The sequence below is a fragment of the Clostridium autoethanogenum DSM 10061 genome (assembly GCF_001484725.1).
In the GTDB taxonomy this organism is placed as follows: domain Bacteria; phylum Bacillota; class Clostridia; order Clostridiales; family Clostridiaceae; genus Clostridium_B; species Clostridium_B ljungdahlii.
Genome location: NZ_CP012395.1, coordinates 3,837,155 through 3,855,517 on the forward strand (window position 1 = coordinate 3,837,155; position 18,363 = coordinate 3,855,517).

9 protein-coding genes and 1 other annotated feature are annotated in these 18,363 nt (G+C 31.0%); of the genes, 6 read left to right on the plus strand and 3 right to left on the minus strand.

Annotation, left to right across the window (positions count from 1 at the left end; genetic code table 11):
* Window positions 1-102 precede the first annotated feature (102 nt).
* From CLAU_RS17470 to CLAU_RS17480, 3 genes are all read left to right on the plus strand, one after another.
* Entirely contained in the window at window positions 103-1,785 is a 1,683-nt protein-coding gene (locus CLAU_RS17470; RefSeq protein WP_023163248.1) for a sensor histidine kinase, read from the plus strand.
* Between the two features lie 30 nt (window positions 1,786-1,815).
* Window positions 1,816-2,943: a response regulator gene (locus CLAU_RS17475; RefSeq protein ID WP_023163249.1), complete on the plus strand. Its 1,128-nt coding sequence runs from the start codon at window positions 1,816-1,818 to the stop codon at window positions 2,941-2,943.
* 424 nt (window positions 2,944-3,367) lie between these two features.
* Window positions 3,368-8,398, plus strand: a complete 5,031-nt coding sequence (locus tag CLAU_RS17480; RefSeq protein WP_023163250.1) for a cell wall-binding repeat-containing protein — start codon at window positions 3,368-3,370, stop codon at window positions 8,396-8,398.
* Between the two features lie 1,029 nt (window positions 8,399-9,427).
* Here CLAU_RS17480 and CLAU_RS17485 read toward each other — a convergent pair.
* Window positions 9,428-10,456, minus strand: a complete 1,029-nt coding sequence (locus CLAU_RS17485) for a 3-deoxy-7-phosphoheptulonate synthase (protein WP_023163251.1) — start codon at window positions 10,454-10,456, stop codon at window positions 9,428-9,430.
* A gap of 138 nt (window positions 10,457-10,594) precedes the next feature.
* Complete coding sequence (locus CLAU_RS17490) at window positions 10,595-11,194, minus strand: tyrosine-type recombinase/integrase (protein ID WP_013238144.1); 600 nt, start codon at window positions 11,192-11,194, stop codon at window positions 10,595-10,597.
* Between the two features lie 371 nt (window positions 11,195-11,565).
* On the opposite strand from CLAU_RS17490, the gene CLAU_RS17495 reads away from it, so the two are divergent.
* The 3 genes from CLAU_RS17495 to CLAU_RS17505 all read left to right on the plus strand — a co-directional run bounded on the left by CLAU_RS17495 (window position 11,566) and on the right by CLAU_RS17505 (window position 16,788).
* The gene (locus CLAU_RS17495) at window positions 11,566-13,239 is read left to right on the plus strand and encodes a bifunctional diguanylate cyclase/phosphodiesterase (protein ID WP_029170204.1); all 1,674 of its coding nucleotides are present in this window, start codon (window positions 11,566-11,568) and stop codon (window positions 13,237-13,239) included.
* Window positions 13,240-13,250: 11 nt separating this feature from the next.
* Window positions 13,251-14,963, plus strand: coding sequence for a methyl-accepting chemotaxis protein (locus CLAU_RS17500; RefSeq protein WP_023163253.1), 1,713 nt, complete (start codon window positions 13,251-13,253; stop codon window positions 14,961-14,963).
* A gap of 71 nt (window positions 14,964-15,034) precedes the next feature.
* Window positions 15,035-15,308, plus strand: a binding site (T-box leader).
* A 163-nt stretch (window positions 15,309-15,471) separates the two neighbouring features.
* Window positions 15,472-16,788: an MFS transporter gene (locus CLAU_RS17505; RefSeq protein ID WP_023163254.1), complete on the plus strand. Its 1,317-nt coding sequence runs from the start codon at window positions 15,472-15,474 to the stop codon at window positions 16,786-16,788.
* Between the two features lie 565 nt (window positions 16,789-17,353).
* Here CLAU_RS17505 and CLAU_RS17510 read toward each other — a convergent pair.
* Window positions 17,354-18,136 carry an IclR family transcriptional regulator gene (locus CLAU_RS17510; RefSeq protein ID WP_023163255.1) on the minus strand — a complete coding sequence of 261 codons (783 nt, stop codon included), beginning with the start codon at window positions 18,134-18,136 and terminating at the stop codon, window positions 17,354-17,356.
* Window positions 18,137-18,363: the final 227 nt, after the last annotated feature.

Consider the following 18,363-nt stretch of genomic DNA (forward strand, 5'->3'; position numbering starts at 1 on the left):
ATAAATGTAACAATAAATTTACAATTTTGTAGAGGAAAAGAGATGTGATTTTTGAAGGCAAACTATTTTTTTAGCTTGGAATTGTTAATATAAGCATTAGTGATGGGATATATAGGGCGCCTTTCATGGAAAAGAGACAAGCCATATGTAGCAGTATCTTTGTTACCTGCATCAATTTATGCATTTGGATATGCATTTGAAATATTATGTACAAACATTGAATGGATAAAATTTTGGGTTAAAGTAGAATATTTAGGGGGAGCTTTTTTAGGTGTACTATGGTTAATGTTTGCACTTAATTTTACCGGGTATATAGAAAAAATTAAAAATATAACTTTGATGTTACTATATATTATGCCTGTTATCATATTAATAGTGAATTATACAAATGATTTTCATCATTTGTTTTATAAAAAAATGTATATTAATAATGATGGAATTTTTCCAATTTTAGAAGTAATACATGGTCCCTGGTATTGGGTACATATTGTGTATAATTATGTATTAATGGCTATAGGTTTAATAATTTTTATAAAAGCTTATTTAAGGGCAGTGACAATTATAAGAAAACAGATACTACTTTTAATAATAGCTTGGATAATTCCATGGATTTCAAATATTATTTATATTTTTGGATTATTGCATTTTGATGTGGATTTAGTGCCACTTACAATTTCTATTTCAGCAATAATGTATAGCTTTGCTGTATTAAAATTTAAGTTTTTAAAACTTACGCCAATAGCACTTGAGAAAGTCTTTTCCAATATGCTGGATGGAGTTATAATACTAGATTCTAAAAATAATATAATTAATTTTAATAATTCATCAAAAAGTATTATTTCAGAATTGAAAGATATAAAAGCAGGAGGCAAAAAAATTGATGAGGTATTAAAGAAATATAAGGCGTTATTAGAAGTTGTAAATAGTACTTCTAATAATGAAAGTTTAATAAGTGTAAAAGATAAAGATAAGTTAAGATATTATAAGATCAATATCAGTAATATATATGAAAATACTGATAAAATCATAGGTAAGATAATAATATTGAACGATATTACTGAAATTGAGCTGCAGCGTGAAAAATTATCTGAGCTCAATGCATTTAAAGATAGACTATTCACTATAGTTTCCCATGATATTAAGTCTCCGTTAGGTGTTTTATTAAGTTTACTAGATCTTTTAGAAGATGAGGATGATATTTACAAAGAAGAAAATAAAGAAATACTATATCAGATTAAGGAGAATAGCAAAAATACATATGAAATGATTGAAAATGTACTTCAATGGTGTAGAAGTCAAATGGATGGGATGACTTGTAACAATCTTTCATGGACACTATTGGATATAGTGAAAAATTCCATAACGCCCTTAATACAAAATGCGGAGTTAAAGAAAATAAAGGTATCTTATGAAATATCTGAGGAAATTGTTGTTTGTGTAGATAGAGATATGCTTGAAATTGTATTAAGAAACCTATTTTCTAATGCAATAAAGTTTACTAATAGTGGTGGAAATATAAAAATATCGGCGCAAGAGTTTGAAGGAATGGTTAATGTAGCTGTTAGTGATAATGGTGTAGGAATGGAAGAAGAGAAGGTAGAAAAATTATTTAGTAATTTTAACCATCACACTACTTTGGGTACTTCAGGGGAAAAAGGAACAGGAATTGGATTAATGGTTTGTAAGAAGCTTATTGAAAAAAATAACGGTAAAATATGGGCTCGGAGCAGTGTAGGTAAGGGAAGTACTTTTGGTTTTACAATTTTATCAGGTAAAAGTGCTTAAAAGCTTAAATAGGTTGGGGGCTGGATAAATATGAGGGTTATTATTATTGATGATGATAAAGCTATGATTCTTATCCTTAAAAGGATTTTTAATAAAATTCAAGGAGTGGAGGTAATAAATGCATTTAATAGTTCAAACAATGTATTGGAATTTCTAAAAGAATGCTGTGTAGATATTGTGTTTTTGGATATAAATATGCCAGGAGAAAATGGAATGGAGCTAGCTAAGAAAATAATAAAAATGAGTCCCATAACGGATATTGTATTTACTACATCTTATAGAGAATATGCTGTGGAAGCTTTTGATATATGTGCCTTTGACTATATTGTTAAACCAGTTTTATCGGAGCGGTTACAGCGTACTATAAGTAGGGCATTAAAAAAAAGATCATTGTTAGTTGAAAAAGTGTTAGCAAAAGAAAAAAGTATTTCAGTTTATCTTTTTGGAGGTATAGATGTAAGTAGCCAAAGTTTAGGCACTGTAAAATGGCTTTCTACCAAAAGTATGGAGCTTTTTGCATATCTTATTTTAAAGGAAGGAAGGAAAGTGCCAAAGAATATAATTATAGAAGATATATTTCCAGGCATGCCTTTAAAGAATGCTGAAAACTATCTGAAAACTGCTGTTTATCAAATTAGAAAAGTGCTTGAACCACATGATTCAAAAATACTTCTTATATCAAGTAATGGGGCTTATAGGCTAGAATGTAGTGATTTTTATGTGGATTTCATAGATTTTAGAGAAAAAATTCAGAAACTTGAAAAAATAGATACATCGAACCTCCAGGAAGCATTAGATGCAGAGAAAATGTATGTAGGAGATCTTTTAGGAGATAGATCCTACTATTGGAGTATGCTAGAAAGAGAAAAATATTTAAATCAATATTTAAGTTTAGCCAAAAAACTAGGAAAGTATTATTTTGATAATGGTAACATGGAAAAAGCTTCTTATATTTTAAAAAAATTAATTAAAATTAGTCCACTTCAGGAAGAAGCAAATTGTCTTTTTATGAAGGTACTCGCAGTGCAAAAGAATAAAAAATCATTAATGAAATATTATGAAGGTTATGTAAGAATGTTAAAAAGGGAGTTAGATATATGTCCAGAGCCAGTTGTAATAGATTTGTATGGAAAACTTATGAATGGCTTTTGTAATTAAGTTTAGTAAATAAAAATGAGGTATTAGATTGATTCTAATATCTCATTTTTATCTGATGGCTACCTACTGTAACACTCCCACTTCTATCAAAGTGGGAGATAACAGTAGTTACGCCCCTAGATAATTCATCTAAACTTAGTGGGATAAACAAAACTCTAGAGAGAAAGCGATTAACTTTAAATCAAAGATTTAAGTTATCAGCTTGCACACAGCGAAAGCGACTATCACCAAATCAAAGATTTGGGATATCTGCTTTTCCCACTAAGTAAGATTCATTGATAATGTGAAAGTAAAAGAAGCTTTTACTTTTCTTTTACTTACATGTTGTAAAATAAATTATAATAAAATATTTGCTTTTGCTGTATGTGGTAATGCTGCAGTAGGCAACAGACAAAAATATATTTAACGGAAGGAAGTGTTTGAAATGTTTAGAAGATTTAAAAAAATAATAACAAAGATAGCTCTTTTGGCAATGATATTTAGCATTTTTCCACAAAATGTTGTGAAGGTACATGCTGATCCAGCGCCAATTGATGAATCATCGGCTCCTGTAGTTGCAACTTTATCATATCCACAAGGAATAGCTGTAGATAGCAGCAATAATATCTATGTAGCTAGTGATAGTAATAACTATTTTTCTAAAATATCACCAGATGGAACAATATTAAAAACTTATACTGGGTTTGATGGTCCGTATGGAGTGTCAATGGATAGTAGTGAAAACTTGTATGTAACTAGTGATTTAAGTAATACTGTTACTAAAATATCTAAAGATGGAACAATATTAAAAACTTATACTGGGTTTAACAGTCCATATGGGGTAGCAGTTGACAGTGATGGAAATCTCTATGTAGTTAATCAGAATGGTAACACTATTCAGAAAGTGTCAAAGAGTGGAGAATTATTGAAAACTTATTCTGATTTAAATTTAAACAGTCCATATGGAATAGCATTGGATAGTAGTAATAATATCTATGTAGCTGATTATGGGAATCATGCAGTCAAGAAGGTATCATCAGAAGATGGAACAATATTGAAAACTTATGATGTATCGGGACCCTGTGGAGTAGCAATAGATAGTGACAACAATATTTATATAGCTGAAAAAGATGATGGATGTGTTGAAAAGTTATCACAAGATGGAATAGTATTAGCTGAATATACTAATTGTGGTAGTTCACTACGAGGAATAGCCTTAGATAAAGATAAAAACATCTATGTGTCTGATGAGGGTAACGGTTGTATAAAGAAAATAATACAACCAGCGCCAGCTTCAACAGCCTGTGACATAATCACATGGACAGCACCAGCAAGTCCAGCAATGACCGAAACAACAGCAAGCAAGACAGTACCAAATGGAGTAACAAGCTTAGGGGTAGATGTAGCAGTAAGTGCAAATGCAACCTGGAAGTTATATAGTGATGCAGTATGCAGTACTGAAATCACAAACAAAACAATGAATTTAAATGTAGGAGTAAACACAGCGTATATTAAGGTAACAGCAGAAGATGGAACAACAAAAAAAATTTATACAGTAAAAATAACAAGACAAGCCCCGGCGGCAACAGAAATAACAAGCTTTGATAAAATAAATGATGTATTAGCGGGAAATGCAGGAAGTGCAACTTATTCTGATGCAGCAGCGGTAATAGCAGCCCTGCCAACAACAGTAAAGGCAAATAATAGTGCAGTGACTGTACCAGTAAGCACATGGGTGGACACGGACCACTATAATCCAAGTGCAGCAGGAAGCTATACCTTTACAGCAACATTAGGAGCAATACCAACAGGTTATGCAAATAGTGGGAACTATACAGCAACAGTAAAAGTAATTGTATCATCAGCTCCAGGAGGTACAGTAACAGTAGCAGGAGATAGCAAGATAACAGGCCTAACTATAGGAAACAAGTACAAAGTAACAGTAGATGGAGCAGTAAAATATGTAAAGGCAGATGGAACATTATCAGATAATGAATCAGATGCAGCAGCATTAACTGGAACAGAAATAACAGGCTTGACCAATGGAAAGACATACAAAGTAGAAGTCTATGTACAAAATGGAAACACAGGATCTAGTGGCTTAAGTTGGCAGTTAGTTGGTAATGCAGACATCTCGGAAGGAATAATGATGTATCCAGGTATAGCTATAGCTCCAGATGGAACACTTTATATTTTATATTCAGATAAAGGAAATGGCAGTAAGGCAACAGTAATGAAGTATGACAATATAAATAAGATATGGACAGCAGTTGGTGGTGGAGTTGTTTCAGCAGGTGAGGCAGACTGCACAACTATAGACATAGATAAAGATGGAGTACCTTATATTGGATATACTGATATGGCAAATGGCTTTAAAGGAACAGTAATGAAATATGATAGTAAAAGTAATAGCTGGACATCAGTAGGAAAGCCAGGTTTTACGGGATCTCATTTAGGATATCCAACTATTACAATAGATAAAATTACTGGAACACCATATATTGCATTTAAAACACCATCAGATAAAGGTGGAGCAACAGTAATGAAATATGATAGTACAAGTGACAGTTGGATAACTGTGGGAGATGAAGACTTCACAGAGAATGGGATAAATAGTGCCTCTATAGCTATCTATAATGGAGTACCATATTTTGCATACGCAGATGCGAATAAAACATATGATGATAAAGCAACAGTAATGAAGTATGATGGAAAAAACTGGGTTACAGTAGGAAATAAAGATTTTTCAAAAGGTAATGCTGGTATGCTGATGATAGCTATAGACGGAAATGGAGTACCTTATGTTTCGTATGAAGATACCGCAAATGATGGTAAGGCAACGGTAATGAAATATGACAGTGAAACTAAAAATTGGGTAACTGTTGGAAGTGAAGGTTTTTCGGCAGAAAGAGCGAATAGTTTATCAATGGCTATAGATAAAGATGGGACACCATATATTGTATATGAAAAAATAGTTGGTACAAATATTAAATCAGTGGTAATGAAATATGAAAGTGGAAGTTGGAAAACCGTTGGAGATCCAGATATTTCACTATATGTATCCATGGCTATAGACAAGAATGGAGTACCTTATATTTTATCTGGAGATAATGCAAATGGTTATAAAGCAACAGTAGAAGCATATTTACCAAGTCAAGCAGGTACTGTAACATTAGCAGAAGGTTCAGTAAGTGGAGCAGTAGCAGGAGACAGCAAAGTAACAGGCTTAACTATAGGAAGCAAATATAAGGTAACAGTAGACGGAGCAGTAAAATATGTAAAAGCAGATGGAACATTATCAGATAATGAATCAGATGCAGCAGCATTAACTGGTACAGAAATAATAGGCTTGACCAATGGAAAGACATATAAAGTAGAAGCATACACACCTCCATCTGGAAACTCGTTTTCAATACAGGTTACAGGAAAGCCGGTAGAAACAGTAAATAGCTTAGATGTAACACCAAATATGACAGGTGGATATCACTTTAAACTTCCAAATGCAACAAGGGATGCTCTATTAAGTGATGTTAATTCAGTAAATACAGATAAAGTTGATGTAACTATAAGCAAAGGAAGCAAAAGTATAAGTGGAGAATTTCCAAAGACTAATATAACCAATGAAAATTTGATAGCTGGTGTAGTACTTCCAGTTACTGTATCAAGTCCTATTATTGTAGCTGGAAACACTATTACTTCAGGAAACTATAATATAAGTATAAAAATGATTCCGGGAAGTACAGAAAGTGATTTTGATATAGCTTTTATATCAAAGCCAGGTTCTCATAGCGGCGGAAGCTCTGGTAGTTCATCAGGAGGTACTTCAGATCAAACTACTGTTACAGGTAATGTAGTGGAAGGAAATTCACAAAGTCAAGTTTCAAATATAACAGCTAGTGTAACTACTGACAGCAGTGGTAACAAAACAGTTTCAATGAAGGCTTCAGAGGTAGCAGCATTAAAAGCACCAGACGGAACTGTAAGTGGTTTAACAGATGTTTCAAAATTAAGTATTACCACAGATAAAGGAACACCAGTTACAATTGGGACTGACGGAACAGTTAAAATTGAAAGCTTAGCAAAAGGAACAACTAACAACTTTAATTTAACTTATGATTTAGGAAATGGACAAAAGATTGTTATAGGAACGATGGAAGTTAAAGTTGGAACAGATGGAAAAGTAGGCTTACAAAGTAACTTAATTGACCCTTATGGAATAATAACAGATGTATCTACAGGAAAACCTATAGATGGAGCAAATGTAACAGTATATTATGCAAACACTGATAGAGATAAAGCTGCAGGGAAGAAACCAGATACAGAAGTACCACTCCCTGGTATAGATGGATTTAAACCTAATAATAACAAGAATCCACAAGTAAGCGACAGCAATGGAGCCTATGGATTTATGGTATTTCCAAATTCAGATTACTACGTAGTAGTAAATAAAGATGGGTACTATAAATATGTAAGTCCTACAATTTCTGTAGAAAAGGAAATCGTAAAATGGGATATAAGAATGAATAAAGAAGATGCTTCAAGTAAAGTAACAGGAGTACAGCGTTTGTCCGGACAAAATAGGATAGATACAGCTTTAGATATTGCAAAGGCAACTTATCCAGGGAAAATTTCAAATGTAGTAATTGCTTCAGCACAAAATTACCCAGATGCTTTGTCAGGAAGTGTACTAGCATACAAACTAAATGCACCAATGTTGCTTGTAGGAAGTACAGATGAAGATCAGCAAAAAGTACTAGCTTATATTAAATCCTGCATGGATAATACAGGTTCGGTTTATATACTTGGAGGAAACGGAGCAGTAAGCAAAGAATTTGAAGATAAAGTTACAGCTAATGGTTTTAAGAATATTACAAGACTAGGTGGAGCAGACAGATATGAAACTTCAGAAAAGATAGCAGAAAAGTTAAATGTAAATAAAGAAACTCCTGTAGTTATAGTTTCGGGAGAGGATTATGCAGATGCAGCTTCAATATCTAATATAGCAGCAGCAAACCAATATCCTATTTTATTAGTTAGAAAAAATGAAATTTCAGATACAATAAAGAAAGAAATTTCAACTATAAATCCAACTAAAGTATTTATTATAGGATTGCAGGGATCAATAGACACAGAAGTTGAAAATACTATTGCACAGATTATACCAATAGAGAAGTCAAATATTACGAGAATAGGTGGATCAGACCGTTATGAAACTTCTCTTGAAGTAGGAAAATATTTTAAGTTAGATGGAAATGAAGCATGTATAGCATCTGGTAATAATTTTCCGGATGCACTTGCTGGAAGCATATATGCTGGAAAGCATAATGCCCCAATTGTTTTAGTTAATACAAAATTGTCAGATAATCAAACTTCATATTTGAAAGACAGAAAATTATCTGGAGCAACCATATTTGGTGGAGAAGGTGTAGTAGATAAGAATATTCAACAACAACTCTCTCAAATAATTGGTAAGTAATTAATAGACTCCCATTAACTTTAAAAAGGTTAATGGGAGTTTAAAAAATTTTTGTTTAGATTTAATCAAAAATTACCAGTATATAATAAAGACAAAAAGGTTACTATAATAGCATAGGGTATATAACAGTTGAGTCAAGATTTATATATGCTTTGAAAAGAGGTGTGTATAAGTCGGCCGACGATTGTATATGGGTTATTGTACAAATAGCTTATATATAGTCAGAGGGAAGATTCTATATTGTGGGGAAAAGCTTTAATATAGTTGATTAAGGTTGATTATATTAAGGTTCCAACTTATGATATAGGGTCGAGCTAAAATTATATGAGGTGTTGAGATGGTTATATATAGCCGAGAGGTTATATATAGTTGTGTAGATATTTTATATAGTCGAGGAAACCATCATTATAGGTGGTGAACTGCTTTATCATGGTGGAAACATCATAATAAGGTGATATATGTTATCTACAATGGTGCAACTTAGATTATTATGTGCTCTACTATATAAGAACTATAAGTGGATTTTAATTAATCTATTTATAGTTCTTTTTATTAAAAAAATGATGATTAATTAAAGGTATTTTTGTTATTTACTTACTTTGCATCTTTATTTAACTAATAGTATTATAAAAATATGAATTATCGAAAAAATATATAAAACCAACAATTATGTTTATTAGTATAATATTATCTTATTTTACACAAGAGGATAATAATCGAAGAAAAAGTAATAGAAGAAAAAATAGTGGAAGAAGAAATAATTAAACAAGGAGATATGAAATATTATATAATAGAGACAATGATATTTGTGATAGTATCTTCAATAACTTGGATTTTATCACGTTAGATAATTTGAGGGCAAGTTATTACAAACTTGATTATTTGTATAAATGTTTGTTGTGGAAATGCCCTATGACATCATCTAGAGTTGAAATGGAAATATGTATAGACACGAAACCTAAGGTGTGAAGTACTTTTAGTTTCAGCTTAGGTTTCATGTATGTGCAAATGAATTCATCTATTGTAAATTTACACGTTTTCAGCAATATAGTAAATTAAATTTTCTGTATCCTCCCAGCCCAGGCATGGATCTGTTATGGATTTTCCATAAACATTATCATTTACGTCTTGCTTACCTCCTACAAGATAGCTTTCAATCATAAATCCTTTAATCAATTTTTTTAGTGTAGAATTATATTTTCTACTCATTAATACTTCTCTTGCAATTCTCGGTTGTTCCTTATAAAGCTTCATTGAATTTGCGTGATTTGTATCTACAATAATAGCAGGATTTAATAACCCTTGTTTTTCATATTCATTAGCAAGATAAGTCAGATTTTCATAATGATAATTTGGAATGTTTCTGCCATAAGAGTCTACGGCTCCTCTTAAAACAGCATGTGCAAGAGGGTTTCCACTTGTTTTAATCTCCCAACCATCATAAATAAAAGAATGTCCAAGCTGTGCTGCTTTAATGGAGTTTAACATTACATGAATATCTCCACTGGTGGGATTTTTCATTCCTACAGGCATGTCAATACCGCTTACAGTAAATCTATGCTGTTGATCTTCTACTGAACGAGCTCCAACTGCATGATAACTTAACATGTCTGAAAGATATTTATAATTTTCAGGATACAGCATTTCATCAGCAGCAGGCATATGAAATTCACTTAATGCTTTTATATGCATCTTTCTAATTGCTCTTATTCCTTCAACTAAATCTGGCTTTTTATGTAGATCTGGTTGATGAGCCATTCCTTTATATCCTTCACCAGTGGTTCTTGGCTTATTTGTATATATTCTAGGTATAATGATAATACAATCCTTTACTTTTTCTTGAACTTTTGCAAGCTTTCCAATGTATTCGCAAACAGAATCTTCGTTATCTGCAGAACAGGGCCCTATTATAAGAAGAAATTTGTCATCTTCATTTTCAAAAATTTTTTTTATTTCAATATCTCTATTTTTTTTAATTTCTTTAATATGATTTGGCAGAGGCATTTCTTGTATAATTTCCTGTGCTGTAGGTATTTTTTTAATAAATTCCATACTCATATTTTTAAATCCTTTCTTTAAGATATTTATATGATTTAAGTTTCAATTTATGTAATTATATCATCTAGTTTTTTTATGTCAATATAAACTTAAAGCTAAAATGCTATATTTGCACTTTAGCTTTAAATTTAGATATTTCTAGACCATTTCACTTTTTTCTTCAAGCTTGGAATACATTTTCTCCTGCTGCTTGGTCGTAAATTGAAAGTAAATTTCTGTATTAGTAACAGATCTATGTCCGAGCCACCATTGCAGTTCTTTTATATCCATATCGGACTCTGCTAAATGAACTGCTGTAGTATGTTTTAGAGCATGAAAATGATATTTACTCTTATCATGAATATTAGAGTAAGAACAATATTTTTTCATAAGATAATCAAGAGTTTGCCTTGAAATAGGTCTATTTTTTTGACTTTTAAACAGAACTTCAGAGTTAGATGACAAATTGCTTTCATGTATATATTTATCTAATGCATCTTTTGTTTTCTTATCAAGTCTTATAGTATTATTGCAGCTGCCTTTTAGTCTTTTACAGTAAAGTTCGCCCTTTGAAGCGTTATAATCTTCCAATTTAATCAAAGCAATTTCAGATGCTCTTAAACCACATCTATAAGCAACTCTAAAAATTGCTAAATCTCTAACTGCATGTATATTATCTAAATTTATGATAGCGTTAAAAAGGCTTTTTGTTTCCTCCTGAGTAAAATATTTTATTTTTTTATTACCGGTTCTTTCCATTTAGTTTCCTCTTTTCAAAATAATTGTACAATATAAATATTTTGTATAATAAATTATAGCATAATATTGAGTAAAATCCAATTATTATGAAAACAGTATTAAAATAATGTTGTAATTTACAGAATAATGAAGAAATAAATATCATAATTTAAAATTTATGGAATTATATTGGAAGAATAAAACAGTAAATAGGTATAAAATTCTTATTTTTCGGACAAAATATTTATTTCGTCTAAATAAATAATAATGTAGATAAAAAAATAAGTCAAAATATTAATCACATGGTAGAAAATGAAGATTTACATAAACAAATACGAATAGTGTTAAATAGTTATAGAAGAAAAATTATTTGCATAGATGAGGATTGTAAAATGTGTAGAAACGATAAATATAGTTTAAAAGATGACAACGTGTATACATATGCACTTAATACAGGAAATGTTGGAATATGTAAATGGAATATAGATACAGGTGAAATGGCTATTTCCGAAAAAATAACAGGATATAAATTTAATGCTATTAAAAGTATGAATGAATTTATTAATATTATAACTTATGAAAAAGACAAAATGATGGCAATACAAGATTTAGATGATTATATTAATGGATCGCTAGAATTTTATCAAAGTACATTTAGAATAAAGACTAAATGTGGGGATATTAAATGGGTTCTGCTTAAGGGGAAAATATTTAAAGATGAAACAGAAAGTTCTGGTGTACTAGGTGTATTAATATTTAATATTACAAATATGAAGTTCTATGAGAGATGGGATAGTCTTACTAATTTACCTAATAGGAGATTTTTTTTAATAAAACTCAATAATTCAATAAAAACGGCTAAAATTCATAATAAAAGCGGCGCACTTATATATATTGATATCAATAATTTGAAAATTATAAATCATAATTTTGGGCACCGCTTTGGTGATTGGATTTTAAAATCGTTTGCAAAATCAATTACTGTATTACTTGGTAAGCAGGGTGAATTATTCAGGTTAGAAGGGGACGAGTTTGCAATACTAGTTTACCAATTTAATGATATAAAAGAAATAGAGAAAATGTGTAATAAAATTCATAAATGTTTAAAAAAGTCTTTTAAAATAATGGGTAAAGAAATTTACATTAGTACAAGTTTAGGGGTAACTGTTTTTCCAGATGATAGTTCTGATCCAGATGAACTATTAAAGTTCTGTAATTTTGCAATATATAAATCTAAGGGTAAAGGGAAAAATGAGTGTACCTTTTTTGATAAACAAAAGGCACAACCCTATTTTAGAAAAATTTTAATTGAAAGTGAACTGAAGAATTCAATTATTAATAACGAATTAGATATTTTTTATCAGCCTCAAATTAATGCTTTAAATAATAAGATTATTGGTGTTGAAGCACTTTTAAGGTGGAATAATAATAAACTAGGTAATGTACCTCCTACTGAATTTATTCCTATAGCCGAAGATAATGGATACATTGTTCAAATTGGAAACTGGGTTCTAAATAAAGCCTTAGAGACTGCTTGTTCATGGAAAGAAAAGGGCTATAAATTTAACACGATATCTGTAAATGTATCTCCGATTCAATTAAAAAAAAGTGATTTTAAGAGCAATATATTAAACATATGTGCAAAGCACAATGTAGAACCTTCTTTGCTTGGAATAGAAATAACGGAAAGAACTTTAATTGAAATTGGAGAAGATAGGATTGAATTATTAAATGAGCTTATGGAAAGTGGTATAAGCATTGCAATAGACGATTTTGGAACAGGATATTCTTCTTTGAATTATTTAATTAATTTACCTGTTAATACATTAAAAATAGACAAGTCATTTATTTCCAATATACATAATGATAAAAACAAAGCTGTAATTGGCAGTATAGTTAAATTATCAAAATATTTAAAATATAAAGTAATCACTGAAGGAGTGGAAACAAGAGAACAGTTAGATGAAATTGTTAGTTTAGGCTGTAATTTGATTCAAGGTTATTATTTTAGTAAACCGCTTAAAGAAAATAAAATTGAGGATTTATTAAAAAATCAAAGTAAATAGGAGGAATCAAGGTGAAATTTTTTCAAAATATTAAAGTAAGAACAAAATTGATACTATCTTTTACTATAATGGCTCTATTAATTGTTGCAGCTGGTGTTACAGGTAGAACGTCATTAAAGAAAGTAAGTGTAAATTCTGAAGAGATGTACAACAATAGATTGCAGAGTGTTTATATGCTTACAGACATGAAACAAAATTTAACAGAAATAAAAAGTGATATGCTGCAATTGGTTTATGTGAAAGATGCTTCAAAAAAAAGCGATTTAGAAAAGGATATCCAAATAAATAAGGACGAAGATAATAAATATATTGAGAATTATGAAAAGCTTACTAAAGATGACACAGAAAAACAAATGTGGGCTGAATTTAAAAGTTATTCTAGTAAGTATATAACTTTAAGGGAAAACACTATTAAGCTTATTGATGCAGGAAATTTTGATGAGGCAGCTAAACAATACGGACAGATATCAACGACAAGAGATGCTATGTTTTCAAGTCTTAATAAGCTAATTAGTTTAAATAATGACAATGCAAAAATCAAAAATTCAAGTAACCATTCTGAATTTTTAAACAGCAATAAAATTATGACTATACTAATAATAGCTGGACTAATATTTGCGATAGGCTTAGTATTATTGCTAAATTCATGCATAGCAGGCCCTTTGGAATTAGCTGTAGAAAATATAAAAGTTATAGCCAAAGGAGATTTTACTACAGTTGTACCACTTGGACGTAAAGATGAAATAGGAGAACTTGCCGATGTAGTATATATGATGCAGAAAGATTTAACTGAGTTAATTAAAGGAATAATGGCAAATTCACAGGAGATTAGTGCATCTAGTGAAGAACTTTCTGCTACAGTAGAAGAGTTATCGGCAAAAGCAGAGGAGATAGATGGTGCAGTAAAGAATATAACATCTGGAATTCAGGAAAACAGTGCATCATCAGAAGAAATAACAGCATCTATTGAAGAAGTGGATTCTAGTATTAATGAACTGTCTGGTAAAGCTACAGAAGGAAGCAATAATGCAAACCAATCTAAAGAAAGAGCTGTTAAAGTTAAGAAAAAAGGTAAGGATGCAATAAAGGAAGTACGAAATTTATATGAAGAGAAGAAAAATCATATGCTGCAGGCAATTGAAGATGGAAAAGTGGTAGATGATATAAAGATTATGGCGGACACTATTGCAGATATATCAGAACAGACAAACTTACTTGCACTAAATGCGGCTATAGAGGCGGCTAGGGCTGGAGAACAAGGCAAAGGATTTGCAGTAGTTGCAGAAGAGGTAAGACAACTTGCAGAACAATCTTCACAAGCAGTAACAGGTATTCAAGATACTATTATAAAGGTTCAGGATGCATTTAAAAATCTATCTGAAAATGGTAATGATGTATTAAAATTTATAAATGAAGATGTAGATCCACAATTCCAGGATTTTGGAAACATGGGAAGTCAATATTATGATGATTCTGATTTTGTTAGCAGAATGTCTGAGGAAATTGCATCTATGTCTGAAGAGCTTACAGCCACAGTGAATCAAGTAAGCAATGCAGTGCAGGATGTGGCAGAAAATGCACAAAACTCTAGTGAACATTCAAAAACGATAATGGCAAGCATTGATGAAACGGCAAAAGCAATAGTAGAGGTATCCAAAACTGCACAAAGTCAAGCGGAACTTGCTCAAAAACTTAATGAAATGGTTCAGAAATTTAAGATATAAAGTTATTTTGGGTCAGATAAATATTCCCAAAAAACATTTGACAATCTCAAAAAAAAATAATATACTTAATAGCATAAACTGTGATGGAGAAAGAAATATTTAATCTATTAACTTAAGAGAGCCAACGTTTGGTGCAAGTTGGTGTTAATGAAAATATGCAAATCACTCCGGAGTTTCCAAGTAGAAAGGCTTTTGCCAAGTAAACGAGGACGTATACCAGCGATATATGGTTAGGGTTTATTTTAAATAAAGTTTTTTATTTAAAGTTGACCTGAATTGAGAGGCAATTGGTGTATCTAATTGCAAGTAAGGTGGTACCACGGAAATATATCTTTCGTCCTTATAAACATATTAAAATGTGTTTATAAGGATGAAAGATTTTTTTTATTCATTAAAATATGTGTAATAGGAAAGGAGGATAATTTAATATTGGAATATTAAAAAAATTGGGGCAAATTACAATATAGAAATATGATTATACAGGAATAAAAGAAGGGGGCTTTATTTTATGAATATTAAAGGTAGTGTTACTAAAAGAAAATATTTGAATGTTATTTTGCCATTGTTTATAGCATCTATGCTGGCGTATATTGACAGACTCAATATATCCTATGCTGCTTTGACGATGAATAAAGATCTAGGATTTACCGCACAGGTTTTTGGAATGGGAGCAGGAATCTTATTTTTCGGGTACGTAGTGTTTGAGGTACCTGGAACTGTATTTGCAGAGAAGCGAAGTCCAAGTAAATGGGTTGTTAGAATTATGCTTACTTGGGGCATAGTTACTGCTCTTATGGGTTTTGTGCATACGGAACTTCAATTTTATATTGTTCGTTTTTTAGTAGGAGCTGCAGAGGCAAGTTTTTATCCAGTTTGTTACTCAGCTATTGTTCCTCGTTGGTTTAATGAACAGGAAAGGCCTAAGGCACTCTCAATACTTTTAACTTCAATGCTGGTTTCAAGTATTATTGGTTCTCCTTTAGCAGGTGTAATATTAGGTATTGCAGCTTTTGGATTTAAAGGTTGGCAGATGTTATTTATTTTAGAAGGAACTATGGCTTTTATTTATGGAATCATTCTTATTTTTTGGCTGAAGGATTCTCCTGAAGACGTCAATTGGTTAACTCCAGAAGAAAAGAAGACAATAAGAACAGAATACGAAAGAGAAATTGCTGTAAAAAATTCAATAAAGAAATATACATTATGGGAAGCCTTAAAAGATAAGACAGTTCTCAAATTATGTTTTATATATTTTATGTGGGTTACAGGATTTTGGGGATTTGGATTTTGGCTGCCAACAGTACTCAAATCAGTATCAGGATTGAGTAATTCTAGTGTCAGCTGGCTAATTATAATACCAATGACAGCAGCACTTATTGGTTTCATAATTAATGGTAATTCTACCTCAAAAACAGGAGAAAGAAGATGGCATATAGCTATTCCACTTTTTATTGGTGCTGTAGGTATGGCACTTGGAGCTTTGGTTTCTAATCCTGTATTAAGCTTTATATTCACTTGTGTTACTGCCATTGGTGTATATGTAGGAATGGGAGTATGGTGGGCAGTACCTACGTCATTTTTATCTGGTCCTGCAGCGGCTGGTGCTACTGGTCTAATTAACTCCATAGGAAATTTAGGAGGATTTACTGGACCTTATTTTGTTGGATTTATAAAAACTAGTACAGGTTCTTATACAGCGGCATATATGTGTTTGGCCGTATCACTGGTAATTGCAGGTGTTACTATGCTTACACTTAAGAAAAAGGTTCCAGCTGATATGCTAGAGCAGGACAATGCTAAGCAAAACAAAATTGAACTAGGATAAGCTATATAAAAATCACTATCATTTATGGTGAACTGTGCTTTGTCAAGTAGACAGGGCACAGTTAAAATTATATGTTAGTGATTTTTTATTTTCAATATGAAAATACGTTGACAGCATATGATTACAAATGACGAGATTCTAAAGGTATTGAGTAATTCTACAATAGAGAATAAGAATGGACTGTATATATTATATCCACCTAAAGTTGTTGAAAATGCTAAAAAGGACAGAATATAATTTTTATGTTGATTTAGCATTAGCGTAGATCTTTTGATATAAACTATTTGTAAACATAGTCTTCGTTAATTCTATAAAATACCAGATTATTAAGATGAGTTGAAGTTCATCTTAATAATCTATCAAAACAAGTTCACCATCCATAAGAGCCCTTATTCTGGAATATTAAATACCATTTCCTTTTATAATGATATTTTTAGGAGATGGTATTTTTATATACTTATCTTTATTTGATTTTTTAATATATGGAGGCATTACATGTGGAATCCTTTTAGTATGTAGAGTGTATTTTATGACTATAAAACAAACGAATGCGAATATTGATATTTTAGTCTTGTGAAGTAGATTCATAGCCAAGCTGACGAGAAATATCGGCAGCAATTTTTTGCATAATGGCAATATAATAAGTTTTTTTATCAGAAAAACGTGCTTCTGGAACTACTATATTGACTGCAGCAACTATTTTATTGAAAGAATTGTAAATAGGGACAGCTACACTGCATACGCCTGATTCAAATTCTTCATTATTGAAAGCATATCTAACTTTTTGAGAATCGTGAATCTGGGAGAGAAACATGGATAAGCTTGGTATTTTCTTGTTTGAATAAGATACTTGTTCGGAATAGTATATTTTCTCTATCTCAATATCACTTAAGTTACTCAACAATATTTTTCCCGCACTTGAATATAGCGGCGACAATGAAGTATTGATAGGCATTTCAACTCGTAGAGAATAATTTAGACCACTGCTGAAAGAATCAATAATATAAGCTTTGTTGTTTTTTAAAATAAAGCAGTTTATACATTCTGGGCATTCATGATGCATCTTGTTTACTACATCATGAAATGACTTGCAGATAGGGTTGTTTTCAAAATAGGAAGTTTTAATGTTGAAAAAAGCAGTTCCTAAAGAGTATTTATCAGTAATAGTGTTTTTTTCAATAAATCCAAAATTAATCATTGTATTTAAAATTGAGTGAACTGTACTTTTACTTAAGGATAATTTGCTGGCTATTTCGGAAACACCCCAGTATACTTTGGGTGAGGATGACATAAGCAAAAGTATACGCATGGCTTTCTCCACAGCTGGAACGTTTGTATTAGTTGACATAATTTATTGTGCCCCTTCCCTTTAACTTTATTTTTGATGTGTTACTTATTATACTATCGGCTAGTAAAAAATGCAATAATAGCAAAGTAAAGCATTACAATACGTTCATGATACAGAACATAAAAACGCATTTAACAAAAAAATTGTCAAAAATAAAAAGTAAATAAACTATATTGACAGAAATATAGGCAAAATGATATAATATTCTTGTAAATCATTCTGTATAC

Bases quoted from the DNA above. Each gene is read 5' to 3' on its own strand.
- CLAU_RS17470 (WP_023163248.1), top strand. From the start codon at position 103: ATGGGATATATAGGGCGCCTTTCATGGAAAAGAGACAAGCCATATGTA.
- CLAU_RS17475 (WP_023163249.1), top strand. From the start codon at position 1,816: ATGAGGGTTATTATTATTGATGATGATAAAGCTATGATTCTTATCCTT.
- CLAU_RS17480 (WP_023163250.1), top strand. From the start codon at position 3,368: ATGTTTAGAAGATTTAAAAAAATAATAACAAAGATAGCTCTTTTGGCA.
- CLAU_RS17485 (WP_023163251.1), bottom strand. From the start codon at position 10,456: ATGAGTATGGAATTTATTAAAAAAATACCTACAGCACAGGAAATTATA.
- CLAU_RS17490 (WP_013238144.1), bottom strand. From the start codon at position 11,194: ATGGAAAGAACCGGTAATAAAAAAATAAAATATTTTACTCAGGAGGAA.
- CLAU_RS17495 (WP_029170204.1), top strand. From the start codon at position 11,566: ATGTGTAGAAACGATAAATATAGTTTAAAAGATGACAACGTGTATACA.
- CLAU_RS17505 (WP_023163254.1), top strand. From the start codon at position 15,472: ATGAATATTAAAGGTAGTGTTACTAAAAGAAAATATTTGAATGTTATT.
- CLAU_RS17510 (WP_023163255.1), bottom strand. From the start codon at position 18,136: ATGTCAACTAATACAAACGTTCCAGCTGTGGAGAAAGCCATGCGTATA.